Below are 15,330 nucleotides of genomic sequence, written 5' to 3'. Positions count from 1 at the left end.
CACGTTGTCCGCCGGTCGGATAGAGCCGCGGCGCCCCGTCCAGGCTCATTGCCTGTTAGCAATTATTGTGCCACAGCGCCAAGCGTCAAGGGGAATTTCTTCCCGCGCGCAGCGTTGCAAAACTGCCAGTTCAGCATGGACACGCCAACGATGTTTCCCTACACTGCATCGATTGCAAAAACAGCAATACGCGTTCCCACAACAAAGCGTCGACCCTCGCGGGTACGATCGATAAACAGGCAGTCGACCAGCGGCTGCCCGCCGGAGCAAGAAGACGTGCAACCACTCCTTCCTTGCTGCCAATCGAATGAATTTGCTCTGCCCCTTGCGCGCCACGTGGCGCGTCTTCCTTTGCGCCTGTCCGGGAATGGTCCTTGGCGCCGCCGCGGCACTCGCCGAGTCTCCCGACATCGATTCACCCGCCGTCGGTTGTCCGTCGCCCGGTCCGGGCTGCATGCCCGCGGCCTTGTCGGTGCTGCCGCCGTCGCAATGCGGGCCGGTGGCGTCCGGTGCCACGTGCGCCGCGCAGGGCCCTGCGACCCAGTCGGACTCCGGGGGCATCAGTACAGGCGCCGGCAATCCGATCAATCTCATCACCGGCAACAAGTACCAGCGCGAGGTGGACCTGGCTGCGCTGCCCGGCGTGCTCGGCCTTGAAATCGTTCGCCACTACAACAGCGCCTTCAGCCTGCCCGGTCAGCAGGCCGGCATCCTTGGCCGCGGGTGGCGCCTGTCCTACGAGACCGACCTGTTCGTGCGCGGCAACAGCATCCACGTGCTGCAGGCGGATGGTTCAAGGCGCATCTTCAACCGGGATCCCGCCAACCCGAGCCAATGCGCAAGCCCCGACCCCTCGCATGGCACGATACACATACGTCAGACCGTTGCCGGCAACGACTACACCTGGACCTGGCCCGGCGGCAGGAAGCTGTCCTTCAACCACCAGGGCCGGCTCGTGCAGATCCTCGCCCCCACGGGCGAGTTCGTCTCGCTGCAACGCGCCCCCGATGGCCGCTTGCTCAAGGTCACCGATCCTCAGGGCCGCAGCCTGCAACTGAAGTACCCGGACCGCGAGCAGCGTACCGCAGGCGGTCGCTACAAGGGCGTCATCGGCATCGACAGTCCCGTCGGCGAGTTTCGCTACGACTACGGCAGCGAGATGCCGAAGGGCGCGGCATCCAACGCCGGCAGCGTGCTGGCAAACCTCGTCAGGGTCTCCCTTCCGGCCTACTACGACGGCAATCGCAAGCGCCATCCGTACACGGACCGGGGTGTCACGACCAGCAGCGCAAGCCGCCTGTACCACTATGAAGACCCGCAGCATCCGACACTGCTGACCGGCATCACCAGTAGCGGCACGGTCAGTGGCGGCCAGGCCATGCACGAGCGGATCGCGACCTACGCCTATGACGCCAGCGGCAAGGGCGTGATGAGCGTCCGCGGCGAACCGCAGCGGCGTGACAAGGACGGCAATCCCGTTCCCGGCACCGGCAGCGATCAAGTGACCTTCGACCGCAGCGAGCCCGGCACGACAGTCCTGACGAACAGCCTCGGGCAGATGACGCGCTATCGGCACGCCATCATCGGTGGAGAGCATCGGGTACTGGAGGTACGCGGCGCGGGTTGCGCCAGTTGCGGCGAGACGAATGTCCGCTACCAGTACGACGGGATTGGTCGCCCCGTCGCCCGCATCAAGCTGGACGACGACGGGAAGCCGGTGCATGGAACCAGGACGGCGTTCGACAGGTCCGGCAGGATGACGACCGCGAGCCGCATGCAGTTTTCCGGCGACAAAGCCGGCAAGCCGGCGCCGCTCATCCGCTATGAATACGCGGAGGGCACCGGCGCAACGTCGGCAAATCCATATCCTGTGCGCGTAGTACGGCCGAGCGTCGTTGCCGGGCGCGACCACGTGGTGCACATCGCTTACAACGCGATGCACCAGCCCACGCGGATAGAAGAGAATGGATGGAGCCAAGTCGCCAGCGAAGAAGCCGTGCCTATCCATCGCCTCACCACGATCGAATATGCGCGCATCAATGGCAAGAGCCTGCCGGTACGCATCAAGGGACCGTATAGTGATCGCGCGCCGGCCGACGTGCCCGACCTGACCAGCATCCGGTACAACCCGGAAAGCGGATTGCCTGTGGAGGTAAAACGCGTAGGCCGCGACCTCACTTCGATCGCGAGCCGAGGCGCAGGCGGCAGACCAACGACCATCGACGTCTCCGACGGCGCGACGAACATCCGCACCGAGCAGGTATTCACGCCACTTGGGCAACTTCGGTCGATTACGCGAACCGCCACCAACCTGGCCGCTGCCGAGGGGGAAAAGGGCGCCCGTGCGGAGGTACGGCATTTGAAGATTGACGCGCCCGCCCTGACGGACGCAAAGCCAGGTGAAAGCCAGAGTGAGGCCGGCCACACAGCACCCGATAACGCGAACCTGACGACGGCGCAAGCGGATGCGCCTGCCCAATCCGTGCCCGTATGGTACCGGGCTGGACCGACAGGAAGCGTGTTGGAACATGATGTCACGGAAATCCTGCTTGCCGGATATGGCCAGGAAAAGCACACGGTCGCACGCCGGTGGCTGGATGACTTCGGCCGGTTGGTCGGCGTGCAGAACGAGGGGCAGGGGATCAGGCTAGCCGCCTACCTTGGCGGCAGCGCGCGCATCAAGACTATCACCGACGGAAACAACAACGTGACGGCCATGCGCTATGACGGCGAAGGGAAGCTGATTGGCTTCGTACGCAGCGACGGAGGCGGACGCCTGCAAGAGCAGGTGGTGCTCAAGTATGCCGGCATGCGGGTGAGCGATGTCGTCCGTCATGTCCCGGACCGGGAGGCGCCCGACAGCACGATCCGGATACGCAGGAACGCGTTCGGCCAGCCTTTGCAGGAACTCCAGCAGATAGGAAAGCTCCGCTATGCGGTCAATCATGAGTACGACGCCGAGGGGCGCACCATCCGAATGTGGATGTCGGTAATCGACGCGAAGGGATCGGAGACCGCCCTTCCCGCGCAGTACATGCGCCATGCGCAAGCAGCCCCGGGAACCGAACAGATCAGTGAGATCGCGCTCGAACGCTGGTTCGGCCGGAAGACCGTTGTGAGCGCCGTGCAGTGGTTGCAGGGGCGGCCGTACGACTCCGGCCTGGAGGCCGGTGCCGGCAGCCATGCGACTGCGGTTGCGACCGGCTGGAAGTTCGGAAATGGCTTGAGGATGCACGCGCGCTACGAGCAGACTGCCAATGCCGGATGGCCGTGGCGCCTGCAGACGTATCACGACGGCCTTCATTCCTACGCGATCACGAGCGATTCGGCTGGCCGGATCCTGTCCGCCAGCCGGAACGGACAGCATAGCGCGGCTTTGCAGGGTGAAGCAGCGTCGCGCAATGCGCAAGGCCAACCAGCAGGCATATCGCCAGTCCCGGCCATATCCTCCTCCCAGCCGCTGTCGCGCCGTGACCATGCGCGGCCCGCGACAGACGCTGCAGGAAATCGCCTGGCCCTGCACGACGCCGCAGGCGAAGCCGAGCTTGTGTGGGACGCCGGCGGCCGCCTCATCGAAGTGCGCAGGGCCGGCACGGTCGTCGCCCGTTATCAATACGACGCACGGGGACGCAGGGTTACGAAGATGGTGGGCGACAGGCCGGAGCGCACGCGCCATTTCATCTACAACGACAGGCAGCTTCTTGCGGAGACGGACGCAAGCGGCCAGATAACAAGGCAGTTCATCTACCTTGGCTGGCGGCCGGTCGCGTGGATTGCGCCGGCAAGAAACTGGCACGAGAAGCTGCGGGAATTCTTCGCCGGTCCAAGAATCGTCTACCTCCACACTGATCATCGCGGCGCGGTCACGGCCGCAAGCGACGGGCAGAAGTCCGTACTATGGATGGGCACCCTGGACGCCGGCGGCGGATTGACAAGCACGGACGCCGCCGCACGCCGCATCGAGCAGCCGCTACGCATGGTGAATCAATACGCCGACGAAGAAACAGGACTGCACTATAACCTTGCCCGCTATTACGATCCCCGGCGCGGTGAATTCCTGAGCCCGGACCCCGCCGGAATCGACGCCGGCTATCTGGACCTATACGCCTACGCCGGCGGCGATCTGCTCAACCACGTCGATCCCGACGGGTGGGCAAGCATCAGGTACTACGCGATCGACGACGGCGTGAAGGCGGTCAAGGACCTGCAGCCGAACCAAGGGCACTGGGCGTTCGTTGTCTGGGATATCGAAGGTCACAAGGACAAGGTGCTCGTGCATGACGCGCAGGGAACATACCTGCAGGCCGGAGCGAAAGCCAGGCTATTCACGGGAGAGAGAAGCCCGAAGAACCGCATGGGCGATTTCTCCGGGCACTACATACGAAGAACCGGCTTGTACTCGCCCGACGCCTTCGAGATGGAAATTGCCGACGCCGATGCGATGGGCATCATTCGACAAGTCACCGGCCAAGATCTCAGCACGGATGCATGTATCGCACGTGACGTCGCTTCGCTGCCGGTCATCGCCATGGGCAACCAGGGGACGCTCAACCCCTCATCCCGCTCGCGAACCGAGCCCAATCGGCTGATTCAGTGTGATGAAGGGCTGTCATCGGATGAGATCCTCCTCAAGCGTGTACAGAAGGCGATCGAGATTCATGAGGTCAAAGCCAGAAATTCTATCGCATCGACGGATCAGGACTGTGCCTCTGACAGATATCGCGGATGCCCGGCGATCACCTGGAATCCCGCCGTAAGACCCGGGACAAAAAATATACAGCCTGCTTCGTACGGCTGGATACAGTTTACGCCCCCAGCTCTCATCGAGGCCTTGAACGGTCTCTCGCCAACGGAACTAGCTGTGCTAGGGATAACGGCAGCCCAGCGAGCTGAACTGGCCGAGACAACGACTTCCGTCCAGCGATGGTTCAACGATTTGGCGAAAGGGTCCAGCGGACGTCCGAACGCAGCCATAGTTTCTCGTGGATGGGAGGAGAATCAACGCGACTTCGAGCGGCAAACGGGACTTGGCAAAGAAAACTACGACCGCATGGTGTCGTTTGGCGAAATTGCCGCAAATCTCGCTACAGTACACCAGCGATTCAAGGCCGGCCCTGATGGATGTAAGAAGGCAGCGTGCTTTTGGGATAGGTGGCGGTTGCGGGACGGGCCAGAGGTCGAAGGATTGCTCCAGAAGGCGCGCAGTGAGCTTGGTGCGTCGCAGATTGCACTCAATCTCTACATTCGATCTCCAGTGAGTGCGGGTGAGGCGCGGGCCGGATTCCAGTGGGCTGCAATTATTGACACACCAAGTGGGCGGGGACTTCTGGAGACGCTTGCCGACAAAAGGAAATTCGATACGTTGGCTAGAAGCTTTCTACTCTTGAAGATGAGACAGGCCCGTCGGCGTCTAGCGCTGACTTCTGCTGAGACCCTTTCGTCAACTCAGGAGCAGAAGTTAGTCAACGAAATCCTGTACCTTCAGAACGGCGCGAGGTCTTACGTCGATGGAGTAAGGCCGCATTACAACGCGACATTCTGCGCGCGTCGTGACGAGCCGGCCGGCGACGGGTATTTGCGGATGAACAGACTGGAGTGGAAATGAAACGTCGTTGGTACATCACAATTCTTTTCGGCGCGTCGATTCTCATCACGTCAGAGCGAGGCGTCGCGAGCGCTTCCGACCGCTCGACAGGAATTCCTGAAAAGCGTCTTGCACTCGACATGAAGCGTCAATGTGCTCGCGTTGCGCCTTCGCGCGAAGACCTTGCGAAGTTCCTCGCACAATACGACCCGACCTCCGATCCACGAGCGGACGTGTATGACGAGAGCTCATGGACGAATGAAGAAATTGCAGAATTGAGGGATGACCTCGTTGAGTTCGGCTTCATCTATCCCAACGATGAGCCGAGTGTCATTACCTGGATGGACTTCGACATGGACGGCAACTGCGATTTCACGGCGACTGTCGGGATTGGCGGCATGCGGTCTGTCCAAAGGATGATGCTTTTCCGCGGTATCGGCGGAGGAGCGTTTCACTTAGTTGACGCACACATCTCCTATATGGAAGTTACAGTGACAGTCGTCCCATATGTGCCAGTTGCGATCAAAGGCGAAACGCTTCCAGTACTAGTGCTACCAAGCGGCGGAAGGGTGCTGCAGTGGAATAAGGTCGGACAATCTTTTGATGTTTGCGAAGCCGCTTTTCCAAAAGACTCTGCGGAAGGGATTCTGGCGTCCATCTGCGCCAACTACCAAGATCTTGTGAGATGGACTGAGAAGAGGCTTCCAAACGGCAATGAGCAGTCGAGCTGGAGAAAGCCGCAGGAGTGAGATCGTGGCTCAGCGATTCTGAAGAACTGATCTCCTTACTGTCCCCAAAGATTGGCAGCTATGATTGCCTTGCCACGCAAGATGAACATGCAGGGGATACGAGAGAGACGATCGTACGTACGGAAGCAAATATCCCGTTCCTGTTGACTCTATGGAAGGCGCATTTTGGACGCTCAGGGCACAGTCATGACGCGGTCATGCCACGGTTTCACCCCACCGCACTCAACCCACTAGCCTTCAACTTCGACTCCAGCGCCTTCCCCTTGCGCGCCCGCTTCCCGATATGCTGCGCCAAGCCGTCCGCGCTGAGCTTCACTTCCTGCGTCTTGCCGCCGCGGCCGGTGCCGGAGACGATGACGCCTTTCTGACTGATCGGCTGCACCGCCACCAGTTTTTCGGTTTTTTCCAGTTCCATCAGGATGACGCCGCGGCCACCGCCGGACAGGGTCTTGATCTCGTCCAGTCCGAAGACCAGCAGCCGGCCCTTCTCCGAGAGACAGGCGATCGCGCTCGCGGCCGGCGTAACGACGCGCGGCGCAAGCGGTTCGTCGCCCTCGTCCAGGGTGATGAAGGCCTTCCCCGCCTTAATGCGGCTGACCATGTCGCCGGTTTTCGCCGTGAAACCGTTGCCGGCGGTGGTTGCGAGCAGCAGCTGGATGTCGGCCGGACCGGCGAAGTAGTGCAGCAGGCGCGTGCCGCTGGCAAGTTCAACCAGCGTAGTGATCGGCGTGCCGTCGCCGCGTGCGCCGGGCAGGGCAGTGACGGGCACGGAATAGACGCGTCCGTTCGAGCCGAAGGCGAACAACGTATCCACGGTGCGGCATTCGAACGTGTCGTACAGGCCGTCGCCTGCCTTGAACGTGAACTGTGACGGGTCGTGGCCATGGCCGCCGCGCGCCCGCACCCAGCCCTTCTGCGAAATGACGACGGTCACCGGTTCGTCGATCACCTTCTGCTCGAAGCTGGCACGTTCGGCTTCTTCGATCAGCGTGCGGCGGTTGTCGCCGTACTGCCTGGCATCGGTTTCGATTTCCTTGATGACGAGCCGCTTCATCGAGCTTGGATTGTCGAGCAGGTCCTGCAGCGTGACCTTCTCCTCGCGCAACGCGGCAAGCTCCTGCTGGATCTTGATCGCTTCCAGCCGCGCCAGCTGGCGCAGGCGGATTTCCAGGATGTCCTCGGCCTGCCGGTCCGACAGCTTGAATGCCTGGATGAGCGCCGGCTTGGGCTCGTCCGACTCGCGGATGATGCGGATCACCTTGTCGATGTTGAGCAGCACCGCTTCGCGGCCTTCGAGGATATGGATGCGGTCATCGACCTTTTGCAGGCGGAACCGGGTGCGGCGGGTGACGGTGGTGAAGCGGAACGCGATCCACTCGCCCAGGATATGGCCCAGCCCCTTCTGGCGCGGGCGGCCGTCGCCGCCGATCATGACCAGATTGATCGAGCTGCCGGTTTCAAGCGACGTGTGATGCAACAGCATGTTCATGAACTCGGCCTGGTCGAGGTTCTTCGACTTCGGCTCGAACACCAGGCGCACCGGCGCGTCCTTGCCGGATTCGTCGCGCACGGTGTCGAGCACGCCGAGGATGGTCTGCTTCATCGCGAGCTGTTCCGGCAACAGCGACTTCTTGCCGAGCTTGACCTTGGGATTCGTGAGTTCCTCGATCTCCTCCAGCACCTTCTGCGCGGAAGTGCCGGGAGGGAGTTCGGTGACGACCGCCTGCCACTGGCCCCGCGCCATGTCTTCGATCTTCCAGCGCGCGCGCACCTTGAGCGTGCCGCGCCCGTTCTCGTACATCTCGGCGATCGCCGACTTCGGCGTGATGATCTGTCCTCCGCCCGGGAAATCCGGTCCCGGAATCAGGTCCATCAGCTCGGCATGGGTCATCTTCGGATTTCGGATCAGCGCCACTGCCGCCGCCGCAACTTCCTTCAGATTGTGCGAGGGGATCTCGGTGGCAAGACCGACCGCGATCCCTGATGCGCCGTTCAGCAGCACGAAGGGCAGCCGCGCGGGCAGCAGCTTCGGCTCCTCGCTGGAGCCGTCGTAATTGGGCGCGAAGTCGACCGTGCCCATGTCGATCTCGTCGAGCAGCAGGCGGGAGATCGGCGTCAGGCGCGCCTCGGTGTAGCGCATCGCCGCCGCCCCATCACCGTCCCGGGAACCGAAATTGCCCTGGCCGTCGATCAGCGGATAACGCAGCGAAAAGTCCTGGGCCATGCGCACCAGCGCGTCGTACACCGACTGGTCGCCATGCGGGTGCAGCTTGCCGAGCACGTCGCCGACCACCGCCGCCGACTTTCGCGGCTTGGCCGCGGGGTCGAGGCCGAGTTCGCTCATCGCGTACAGGATGCGCCGCTGGACCGGCTTCTGGCCATCGCTCACGTCGGGAAGGGCGCGGCCCTTGACCACCGAGATGGCATAGTCGAGATAGGCGCGCTCGGCGAAGGTCGCGAGCGTCAGGGCTTCGCCGTCGCCGGACGGCATCTGTTCAAACAGGCTGGCTTGTTCAGTCATGGGAATCGATGCTTATTCAATGGGGTCCGGCATGCTGCGGCGGCCGGGTATGGTCATGCGGATGCGCCGCGGCGCCTGGCCGTGGCCGTCGTGCAGCGCGACGGTCAGGGCCTGCGCGGCGGGCCTGTACAACTGGTAGAACTGCTTGACGACCCTTACGTAATTGCGCGTTTCCGGATACGGAGGAATGCGGTTGTTGTGCCGCTGCACGGCGCCCTCGCCGGCATTGTATGAGGCGATCACCAGCTCCGGCTGCGACGGGAACAGCCTGTGCAGGTCGCGCAGATAGCGGGCGGCAAGGCGGATATTGGTCCTCGGGTCGGTCAGCTTCTGTGACAGGCTGCGCTTGCGGTCGCCCTGCAGTCCGTAGCGCTCGGCGGTGGCCGGCATGATCTGCATCAGTCCGACAGCGCCTTTCGGCGAGACCGCCGCGGGATTGAATGCCGATTCGGCTGCCATCACGGCCTTCAGCAGTGCGGGATCGAGCGCGAATTCCAACGCGGCTTCCTGCAGCAGCGGCTCCACCTTCCGCAAACCGGGATGGCCGGTCAGGTAGCGGGCCAGCGGCGTCGGCTCGACCGGCGCCTGGCTGCCAAGGCGGGAGGAGTCGAAAGGCGCATCGCCGCGCATGAACAGCTGGTAGCGCTCGTCCAGCCGCTCCGTGGAAAAGTGCGCGATACCGTCGGCATCGATATAGCCATATATGTCCGCCGCGGCCGGCAGGGCGGCGGCGGCAAGTAGTAGTGTGGCCAGTATCCTCCGGATGCGCATGGCTCAGATGTCGGCTTCCGCCTCGTTGCCGTGTTCTTCCAGCCATGCGCGGCGGGCGGCGGCCTCGCCTTTGCCCATCAACATGTTGAAGCGCGACTCGGAAGCGGCGAGATCGAAATCGCCGAGCGAGACCGGCAGCAGTCGACGGGTATCGGGATTCATCGTGGTTTCCCACAGCTGCTCGGCATTCATCTCGCCCAGGCCCTTGAAGCGGGAGATGCTCCATGCACCGTCCTTCACGCCGTCCTTGCGCAGCTTGTCCTCGATCGCTTCCAGTTCGCCATCGTCGAGCGCGTACAGTTTCTGCGCCTGCTTCTTGCCGCGCGCCGGTGCATCGACGCGGTACAGCGGCGGCCGTGCGACGCAGATATGCCCGCGAGCGATCAGTTGGGGGAAATGCTTGAAGAACAGGGTCAGCAGCAGGACCTGGATATGCGAGCCGTCGACATCCGCATCGGACAGGATGCAGATCTTGCCGTAGCGGAGGCCGGAGAGGTCGGGCGTGTCGTTCGGGCCGTGCGGGTCGACGCCGATCGCCACCGCGATGTCGTGGATCTCGTTGTTGGCGAACAGGCGGTCGCGCTCGGTCTCCCAGGAGTTCAGCACCTTGCCGCGCAGCGGCAGGATCGCCTGGAATTCCTTGTCACGGCCCATCTTGGCGGAACCGCCCGCGGAGTCGCCCTCCACCAGGAACAGTTCATTGCGCGAGATGTCGTCCGATTCGCAGTCGGTGAGCTTGCCGGGGAGGACGGCGACGCCGGAGGACTTCTTCTTCTCGACCTTCTGCGCGGAGCGCAGCCGGGACTGGGCCTGCTTGATCACCAGCTCGGCCAGCTTCTTGCCGTAGTCGACGTGCTGGTGCAGCCACAGTTCCAGCGCCGGCCTGGTGAAGGACGCGACCAGGCGAACCGCATCGCGCGAGTTCAGGCGTTCCTTGATCTGGCCCTGGAACTGCGGATCCAGCACCTTGGCCGACAGCACGAAGGAGACGCGCGCGAACACGTCTTCCGGCAGCAGCTTGACGCCCTTGGGCAGCAGCGAATGCAGCTCCGCGAAACTCTTGACCGCGCCAAACAGGCCTTCGCGCAGGCCGGCTTCATGGGTGCCGCCGGCGGGTGTCGGTATCAGGTTCACATACGACTCGCGCACCACATTGCCTTCTTCGGTCCAGGCCACCACCCAGGATGCACCCTCGCCCTCGGCAAAGCCCTCGGCGTCGCGCCCGGCGAACTGCTCGCCTTCGAACAGCGGAATCAAGGGATCGGCGTGCGAGGATTGCGCCAGCGCCTCGACCAGGTAGCCGCGCAGTCCCTGGTCGTACTGCCAGGTCTGGCTGTCGCCGTTCCTGGCATTCAGCAAAGTCACCTTGACCCCGGGCAGCAGCACCGCCTTGGAGCGGAGCAGACGCTGCAGTTCGGCGCCGGGAATGGCGGAGGAGTCGAAATATTTCGGGTTCGGCAGGACCGTGACACGGGTGCCCGAGCGCTTGTCGTCCCTGGTGATCGGCCGCGTCTTCAGCTTCTGGACGACCTCGCCGTCCGCAAAAGCGAGCTGGTGGACGCCGCCTTCGCGCCAGACGGTGATTTCCAGTCGCGAAGAGAGCGCATTTGTCACCGAGACGCCGACCCCGTGCAGGCCGCCCGAGAACGAGTAGGCGCCGCCCGAGCCCTTGTCGAATTTGCCGCCGGCGTGCAACCGGGTGAAGACGATTTCCACGGTCGGCACCTTCTCTTCCGGATGGAGCCCGACCGGGATGCCGCGACCGTCATCCTCGACGCTGACGCTGCCGTCCGCATTGAGGGTGACGAGGATGTTCTTGCAATGGCCGCCGAGCGCCTCGTCCGAAGCGTTGTCAATGACTTCCTGGATGATGTGCAGCGGGTTCTCGGTCCGGGTGTACATGCCCGGCCGCTGTTTCACCGGTTCCAGTCCTTTCAGGACGCGGATCGAGGCTTCGCTGTAATCGGAGGCGGAGGATTTTCTGGTTGCCATTCAGTGGGGAGCGCGAGAAAGCGGATTGCAGAAGGGGATGTATTTAAGCACAAGTCCCAGCATTCTAATGAAAAAAGCGAGCGGCGCGCATCGGCGCTGGCCGGGCCGGAAATGCCGCCTGCCGTCCGACCGGCTTAGACGACGGGCCAGTCAATCGTTCGCAGGACATGGCCGGAAGGTGTAGTACTGCGGCGGATGGTGCAACAGCGACAATTGTTTATACAATGCAAGGATGTCGCAACAGGCCTTCCCCTTCGCCGTCCGCCTGCTCGGATTCAGCCATTCCGAGGAGGAGCGCATTGCGGAGCACCTTGCGCAGGAACGCGAGCGCGGCTTCCGCTACCTCGTGCTCGAGGAGGACAACCTGCAGGATCCCGACCTGCACGTGGCGAATGCCGACGACTTGCATGCGCTGGCGACCGTCAACGACCTTTGCCCGTCCGAGATCCGGCCGGCACTCCTGGTCGGCGCGCCCGCGGTCGACCTGCCGCATCCCTGCGTTCCCCGTCCCTACACCTGGCAGTCGGTGCTGGCGGTGCTGGACCGCCTTGTCGTACAGCGCGCCGATGCGCTCTCGCGCCTGCAGGCTTCCGACGTGGTGCGGGTAGCGGAACGCCGCCGGCGCCATCGGCCGGACCTCGACCTGGGCGATCCCGCGCAGTACGAAAAAATGCGGCGCAAGGTGCCGGAGGACGGGATGGTGCTGGTGGTGGACAGAAATCCCGCGCTGTACGACGTGCTTGCCGACCTGCTGCTGCGTTACAAGGTGCCGGTGGAGTGGGTCAACAGCGAGACCGACGCCATCGCCTTGCGCGAGCAGCGCCCGGTCGCGCTGTTGCTGCTCAATACCTCGACGCCGCATGTCGATCCGTACCGCCTGTGCTGGGCGATGCAGGAGCAGGACTCGCCCTTGCGCATGGCCTGCGCGCTTCTGGTCGGTCCGCACTTCGTCTACGACCGGGAACAGGCGCGTTTTGCCGGGGTCGACGGATTCCTGCGCAAACCGCTGTCGACGCAGCACCTGATGGCCTTGCTGCGCCGCTTCCTGCCGTCGGTACGCTAGCTACTTGCTCAGCAGCCGCATTCCCCGTTCCAGCCCGTCGATCGTCACCGGGAACATCCGGTTGTTCACGATCTGCCGGATCACGCTGATCGACTGCCGGTACTGCCAGAGGCCTTCCGGCTCGGGATTGAGCCAGATGAATTTCGGGAAGGTGGTGGTGAAGCGCTGAAGCCAGACGGCGCCGGCTTCCTCGTTGTTGTACTCGACCGAACCGCCGGGCTGCAGGATTTCGTAGGGGCTCATGGTGGCGTCGCCGACGAAGATGAGCTTGGTGTCGGGCGGGTACTTGCGCAGGATGTCCCAGGCCGGGAAACGCTCGGCATGGCGGCGCCGGTTGTTCTTCCACAGGTAGTCGTAGACGCAGTTGTGGAAGTAGAAGAATTCCATGTTCTTGAATTCGGTCTTCGCCGCCGAGAACAGCTCCTCGGTGCGGGCGATGTGGTCGTCCATGGTGCCGCCCACGTCGAGCAGCATCAGCACCTTGATGTTGTTCTTGCGCTCCGGTTGCATCTTGATGTCGAGATAGCCGGCGTTGCTGGCGGTGGCCCGGATCGTGTCGTCCAGCGCCAGTTCCTCCTCCAGGCCTTCCCGCGCGAACTTGCGCAGCCGGCGCAGGGCGACCTTGATGTTGCGCGTTCCGAGCTCGCGCTCGTCGTCGTAGTCGCGGTAGGCGCGCGCCTCCCACACCTTGACCGCGCTGCGGTTGCCGCCTTCGCCGCCGATCCGGATGCCCTCCGGGTTCTGGCCGCCGTTACCGAAGGGCGAGGTGCCGCCGGTGCCGATCCACTTGTTGCCGCCTTCGTGGCGCTCCTTCTGCTCCTGCAGCAGTTCCTTGAGCCGATCCATCAGCTTGTCGTAGCCGAACTTCTCGATGGCCGCCTTCTGCTCCGGCGTCAGCTCGCGCTCCATCCGCTTCTGCAGCCATTCCAGCGGAATTTCGGGATGCTTGTCGAAGATCGCGTCGATGCCGCGGAAGTAGAGCCCGAACGCCTTGTCGAACTTGTCATAGTGGGCTTCGTCCTTGACCAGCGTGGTGCGCGACAGGAAGTAGAAGTCGTCGAGCGAGGGGCTGATGACGTTCTTCTGCATGGCTTCCAGCAGGATCAGGAATTCCTTGATCGAGACGGGGATCTTCGCATCCTTGAGGGTGAAGAAAAAGTCGATCAGCATGTCAGTCTTTCCATAGTCCCAGCTTGTACTCGAGGTGCGCGCGGATCTCCGGCCACTCTCCTGCGGTGATGCTGAACATCACCGTGTCGCGCACGGTGCCGTCGCGGCGTAGCGCATGATGGCGTAACACGCCGTCGCAGTGCGCGCCCAGCCGGGCAATCGCGTTGCGCGACGCATGGTTGAAATTGTCGGTGCGAAAACCGACCACCCGACATCCCAGCGTCTCGAAGGCATGACGCAGCAGCATCAGCTTGCAGCTGGTGTTGACGCGCGTGCGCTGCCAGGACTTCCCGTACCAGGTGTAGCCGATCTCGACGCGGTCGATCGTCGGGACGATGTCGTGATAGCTGGTCGAGCCGATCACCTGGTTGCTGCCGAGCTCGCGCACGACGAAGGGCAATCGACTGCCTGCTTCGCGCATCGCCAGCGCGCTGTCGACGTAGCCGGCTTCCTCGCCCGGGGCCGGCACCGAAGTCACGCGGATCTTCCAGAGCTCGCCGTCGCGCGCCGCACGCGCGAGGTCGAGCACATGCGCCGCGCTCATCGGTTCCAGGCGTACGCCGTTCAGCTCCAGGGTGACCGGTTCGGGACGGATCATGGCCTCAGCGGTTGTTGCGGGACATGAAGACCAGCCGCTCGAACAGGTGGACATCCTGCTCGTTCTTCAGCAGTGCGCCGTGGAGCGGCGGAATGGCCGCCTTTGCATCCTTGCTCCGCAACGCCTCGGCCGGGATGTCCTCGGCCAGCAGCAGCTTGAGCCAGTCGATCAGCTCGGAGGTCGAAGGCTTCTTCTTCAGGCCGGGCACGTCGCGCACCTCGTAGAAGGTCTGGAGCGCCTGCGCCAGCAGATCCTTCTTCAGCTCGGGGAAGTGAACGTCGACGATCTGTTCCATCGTGTCCTTGTCCGGGAACTTGATGTAGTGGAAGAAGCAGCGGCGCAGGAAGGCATCCGGCAGTTCCTTCTCGTTGTTGGAGGTGATGATCACCAGCGGGCGGTTCTTGGCCTTCACCATCTCGCGCGTCTCGTAGACGTAGAACTCCATCCGGTCGAGCTCGCGCAGCAGGTCGTTGGGGAATTCGATGTCGGCCTTGTCGATCTCGTCGATCAGCAGCACGACCTGCTGATCCGCCGTGAAGGCCTGCCACAGGACGCCCTTGACGATGTAGTTGTGGATGTCCTTGACCCGCTCGTCACCCAGCTGCGAATCGCGCAGGCGCGAGACCGCGTCGTACTCGTACAGGCCCTGCTGGGCCTTGGTGGTCGACTTGATATGCCATTGCAGGAGCGGCATGCCGAGCGCCGCGGCGACTTCCTCGGCCAGCATGGTCTTGCCGGTGCCCGGCTCGCCCTTGATCAGCAGCGGACGCTGCAGGGTCAGCGCCGCATTGACCGCAAGTTTCAGGTCGTTGGTCGCTACGTAGTTCTGGGAACCTTCAAAACGCGTGTCCTGTCGCATGGCCTTGTATCGGGAAAGAGAAA

General features: G+C 63.2%; 9 protein-coding genes. 3 read left to right on the top strand and 6 right to left on the bottom strand.

Going from position 1 to position 15,330, the window contains the following annotated elements:
- Positions 1-307: 307 nt before the first annotated feature.
- On the top strand, positions 308-5,605 hold the full coding sequence (locus VIM12_RS11060) for a DUF6531 domain-containing protein (RefSeq protein ID WP_331941686.1): 5,298 nt from the start codon (positions 308-310) through the stop codon (positions 5,603-5,605).
- Positions 5,602-6,333 (top strand): hypothetical protein, encoded by a 732-nt coding sequence (locus tag VIM12_RS11055; protein ID WP_331941685.1) that lies wholly within the window; start codon positions 5,602-5,604, stop codon positions 6,331-6,333. The genes VIM12_RS11060 and VIM12_RS11055 overlap by 4 nt, the downstream gene beginning before the upstream one ends.
- Positions 6,334-6,541: 208 nt before the next feature.
- Here VIM12_RS11055 and parC read toward each other — a convergent pair whose 3' ends face one another.
- Genes parC through VIM12_RS11040 form a run of 3 tightly spaced genes read right to left on the bottom strand, consistent with a single transcriptional unit; the run spans position 6,542 to position 11,617 of the window.
- Entirely contained in the window at positions 6,542-8,854 is a 2,313-nt protein-coding gene (gene parC / locus VIM12_RS11050; protein ID WP_331941684.1) for a DNA topoisomerase IV subunit A, read from the bottom strand.
- A 12-nt stretch (positions 8,855-8,866) separates the two neighbouring features.
- The gene (locus tag VIM12_RS11045) at positions 8,867-9,625 is read right to left on the bottom strand and encodes a lytic transglycosylase domain-containing protein (RefSeq protein ID WP_331941683.1); all 759 of its coding nucleotides are present in this window, start codon (positions 9,623-9,625) and stop codon (positions 8,867-8,869) included.
- A 3-nt stretch (positions 9,626-9,628) separates the two neighbouring features.
- Complete coding sequence (locus VIM12_RS11040; protein WP_331941682.1) at positions 9,629-11,617, bottom strand: DNA topoisomerase IV subunit B; 1,989 nt, start codon at positions 11,615-11,617, stop codon at positions 9,629-9,631.
- 232 nt (positions 11,618-11,849) lie between these two features.
- On the opposite strand from VIM12_RS11040, the gene VIM12_RS11035 reads away from it, so the two are divergent.
- The gene (locus VIM12_RS11035) at positions 11,850-12,680 is read left to right on the top strand and encodes a response regulator (RefSeq protein ID WP_331941681.1); all 831 of its coding nucleotides are present in this window, start codon (positions 11,850-11,852) and stop codon (positions 12,678-12,680) included.
- Here the strand turns inward: VIM12_RS11035 and VIM12_RS11030 are convergent, their stop codons facing one another.
- From VIM12_RS11030 to VIM12_RS11020, 3 genes are read right to left on the bottom strand one after another with little or no spacing between them, the layout of a single operon-like run.
- Positions 12,681-13,850 (bottom strand): hypothetical protein, encoded by a 1,170-nt coding sequence (locus VIM12_RS11030; RefSeq protein ID WP_331941680.1) that lies wholly within the window; start codon positions 13,848-13,850, stop codon positions 12,681-12,683.
- Position 13,851: 1 nt separating this feature from the next.
- Complete coding sequence (locus VIM12_RS11025; protein WP_331941679.1) at positions 13,852-14,448, bottom strand: GNAT family protein; 597 nt, start codon at positions 14,446-14,448, stop codon at positions 13,852-13,854.
- Between the two features lie 4 nt (positions 14,449-14,452).
- Positions 14,453-15,307, bottom strand: a complete 855-nt coding sequence (locus VIM12_RS11020; RefSeq protein ID WP_331941678.1) for a MoxR family ATPase — start codon at positions 15,305-15,307, stop codon at positions 14,453-14,455.
- Between the last annotated feature and the right edge of the window lie 23 nt (positions 15,308-15,330).

This window comes from Noviherbaspirillum sp. (genome assembly GCF_036563305.1).
In the GTDB taxonomy this organism is placed as follows: Bacteria; Pseudomonadota; Gammaproteobacteria; order Burkholderiales; family Burkholderiaceae_D; genus Noviherbaspirillum.
Note: the sequence above shows the minus strand (reverse complement) of the source record. Positions and strands in the feature narration are given on the sequence as shown.